The sequence below is a fragment of the Vibrio sp. OPT46 genome (assembly GCF_015163535.1).
GTDB classification, from domain to species: Bacteria; Pseudomonadota; Gammaproteobacteria; order Enterobacterales; family Vibrionaceae; genus Vibrio; species Vibrio alginolyticus.
Window position 1 is genome coordinate 82,432 of record NZ_JADDYG010000092.1, and the last position, 3,825, is coordinate 86,256.

3 protein-coding genes are annotated in these 3,825 nt (G+C 45.6%); all 3 read right to left on the reverse strand.

All coding sequences use genetic code 11. From position 1 onward, the window contains the following. Positions 1 to 169: 169 nt before the first annotated feature. Positions 170 to 2,200: an acetoacetate--CoA ligase gene (locus tag IQR33_RS03795; RefSeq protein WP_193837952.1), complete on the reverse strand. Its 2,031-nt coding sequence runs from the start codon at positions 2,198 to 2,200 to the stop codon at positions 170 to 172. Positions 2,201 to 2,287: 87 nt separating this feature from the next. Continuing rightward, a complete protein-coding gene (locus IQR33_RS03800; protein ID WP_017633699.1) occupies positions 2,288 to 3,214 on the reverse strand; it encodes an electron transfer flavoprotein subunit alpha/FixB family protein in 927 nt (308 codons plus the stop codon). Beyond that, on the reverse strand, positions 3,211 to 3,825 hold a 615-nt coding region (locus IQR33_RS03805; protein WP_193843529.1), incomplete at its 5' end, for an electron transfer flavoprotein subunit beta/FixA family protein. The genes IQR33_RS03800 and IQR33_RS03805, both read right to left, overlap by 4 nt.

A 3,825-nucleotide genomic window follows, 5' to 3' on the forward strand; every position in this document is an offset into this window, starting at 1 on the left:
CTAATGCTCCCGCTCATATGGCTCAAAGGTGAGATAGAATTATCTCACCTTTTTTGTGTACATGAAGCATATTTCGCTCAGTTTCCACGAAAGTGGGGAGGAGTTATCGAGCGAGCTAAAATATAGTTAGGTTATACCCGTCTGTATTGTTGGAAGACTTGTTGAGTCTCTAAGTGACAGTGGCACCACTTTCTATGTTGAACAGCGTTTTAATTTCTTCCAGCACTTCTGGGTTAGCAATAGCACCAATGTTTTTTACAGCTTGTCCGTTTACCAATTGTTTCACTGCTAGCTCAACCAATTTGCCTGAGCGCGTTTTAGGAATATCACTGATAGCAAAAATTTGTCGTGGGACATGGCGCGGTGAACATTTTGTTTTCAATGTTTGGCGAATTGAATCGGTGAGTTGTTGGGTTAACTCGACGTTGTGAGCGAGTTTTACTAGTAACCAGATTTCTTCAGACTGCTGGTTTAACTTGCCGACAGCGATGGAGTCTTCAACCTCGGGTAACGCGTTCACTTGTTGATAGATTTCAGCGGTACCGATTCGTACGCCGCCTGGATTTAAGGTTGCGTCACTACGGCCATAAAAAATAAAGCCGCCATGTTCGGTTTGCATCACATCGTCGCCATGGTGCCAGATATCGGTAAACTTGCTCCAATAAGCGTTGTGATAACGTTCGCCGTTGTCGTTCCAGAAGCCAATAGGGAAGTTAGGTAGTGAGTTATTACAAGTCAGTTCGCCACGTTTTTGCGTAATAGTATGTCCATCATCCTCTAGAACACGTGCGTCGATTCCCAGCCCTGCGCCTTGGCATTCACCTTTGTAAACTGGTGAGATTGGGTTTCCAAGTACAAAGCATCCGCAAATATCTGTGCCGCCAGCAATAGAAGCGAGATGCAAGTCCTGCTTGATGTGCTGATAGACATAATTAAATTGTTCTGGGTAAAGCACCGAACCAGTTGAGCACAGAGTTTTGAGTGACTTCAAGTTATGTTCTAGTTTTGGAGAGCAGTTCGCATGCTCCAGTGCCTCTAAGTATTTCGCTGAAGTACCAAACAGCGACACGTTATGTTCTTCTGCTAATCGCCATAAGATGGAGTGATCAGGATAAACCGGACTACCGTCGTAAATCACTAAGGTTGCTCCACTCGCAAGAGCGGAAACATGCCAGTTCCACATCATCCAACCACATGTTGTGTAGTAGAAAACCTTGTCTTGCGATTTGATGTCGCAATGCAGTTGATGTTCTTTGAGGTGATTGAGCAAGGTACCGCCTGCGGAATGGACAATACACTTAGGTTGACCTGTTGTACCAGAAGAATACAAAATGAATAACGGGTCATTAAACAGCGTTGGTTGATATTGAATTGATTGTGGAGAAAAGTGGTGAGTAATATCGGACCAAGAAACAAACTCAGAAGTGCTAGCACTCTCAGCGTTTTGTAAATATTCGATTTGGCATACGCTAATAGTAGTCTCTTCGGAGGCACTGCTTAACTTACTACTAAGAGTGGTGTTCTTGTCCGTCATATCGAAAGCTTTGCCTCCGAACTGGTAGCCATCACAGCAAAAAAGAACTTTCGGTTTGACCTGACCAAAACGCTCTACGACGCTATCGATACCAAAATCAGGAGAGGTTGAAGTCCAAATGGCACCAAGACTGGTGGTGGCCAGCATGGCAATAACGGTTTCAGGAAGGTAGGGCAAATAACCCGCAACGACATCGCCTTTACCGACACCACAATTGAGTAGCCATTGTTGAATGGCAGAAACTTGTTCAAGCAACTGTTTACCGGTGAGTTGTCGGTGTTCACCGCTTTCATTGCTAAAAACAATAAACTCACGCTCTGGTGATTGTTCTGCCTGAGATAGGAGGTTCTCTGCGTAGTTCAGCGTGGCGTCAGCAAACCATACTGTGTCTCTATTTACATGATGATGATTAGAACCTGTTAGTGTCCATTTGGGACTGCCAAGGCTCTTGATTTGTGAACCCATATCTCCGATTACGTTGCAAAACTGCCAAGTATGTCGCCAAAATTCATCATTGTGCTCAATGGACCACTGGTGTAGAGACGTGTAATTGTTGATTACGGCACCTTCGGCTTTGTCTTTATTAACCTTTTCAATGAACCGTAATAAGTTGCTATTGCTGACGCGCTCAGCAGATGGTGACCAAATAGGTGCAGAATTTGGCATAGGTCCCTCTAATTTCAATTCTTTTGAATATGACCAAAAACAAAATAAAGGGGCGAACATAGCAGTGTTCGCCCCTTATCTGATCGTTTAAAGTTGTTCGGCAAGCTGAGGTAGTACCTCAAATAAATCACCAACCAATCCATAGTCAGCAACTTCAAAGATAGGAGATTCTGGATCTTTGTTGATCGCGACAATCACTTTGGATTCCTTCATTCCTGCAAGATGCTGGATGGCACCGGAAATCCCAACCGCTATATAAAGCTTAGGTGCAACGATTTTACCGGTTTGACCCACTTGTAAGTCGTTGGCAACAAACCCGGCATCAACTGCCGCACGAGAAGCGCCAATGGCAGCACCTAGTTTATCGGCAACTTGTTCGATCAACGCGAAGTTCTCTTTGCTACCGACTCCGCGTCCACCTGACACAACCACCTCTGCCGCGCTTAATTCAGGGCGCTCTGACACGGTTTTATCGGCAGAAACCAATTCAACCATTGGAGCTGAGATAGTGACCTGCTGATGCTTAATATCAGCTTGGTTGTGACAAGTAACCGGCTCAAACGCAGACGCGCGCACGGTGATGACGCGAACCTTGTCGCTGGTGGTCACTTTGGCAAATGCGTTTCCTGCGTAAATAGGGCGGATAAAAGTGTTTTCATCGATAACTTGGACAATATCGGAAATTTGCCCAACGCCGAACTTCGCTGCTACTCGCGGTGCAAGATCTTTCCCTTTTGATGATGAGCTAGCCCAGATTGCGTCAAAACCTTCAGCAACACTCACTACAATAGGTGCGATACTCTCGGCAAATTGATGCTTAAGTTGCTCATCATCGACACAAATTACGTTTGATATACCATCAACGCGACAAGCTTGTTGAGCGACTTCTTCACACTGGTGGCCCACAACGATCAAAACATTGTCTTGGCTGACTTGTTTTGCTGCATTAACCACTTTGAGTGTGTCCGCATGCAATTGGTTATTGTCATGTTCTGCTATGATTAAGTTCTTCATGAAATCACCTTCGCTTCGTTACGCAGCTTATCGAGAAGCTCTGAGACAGATTCAACCTTGATGCCACCTTTTCTTTGCGCTGGCGGTGTGACTTCTTGGATGGTTTGGCTAAATACCACTTCAACACCCAGACTGTCAGGTGTGATTGTATCTAACGGCTTGCGCTTAGCTTTCATGATATTAGGCAAAGAGGCAAAACGCGGTTCATTCAGGCGTAAGTCAGTACTGATCACCGCAGGTAAGTTCATCGCGACCGTCATCAAGCCGCCGTCCACTTCTCTCACGACCTGAACTTTTTGATCTTCTATCTTCACGTCGGAAGCGAAAGTTGCTTGAGGCCAGTCAAGTAGGGCGGCCAGCATCTGAGCCACTTGGTTGTTGTCCGTATCAATGGATTGTTTACCCGTAATCACAAGCTGTGCTTGTTCTTGCTCAACCAGAGCTTTGAGCAGCTTAGCGACAACTAATGGCTCTATTTTGTCTTCAGTATCGACATGAATAGCACGATCGGCACCTAATGCAAGCGCGGTACGTAGTTGCTCCTGACACTGGCTACCGCCGGCACTGACAACGATGACTTCATCTGCAATACCTTGCTCCTTTAGTCGTAC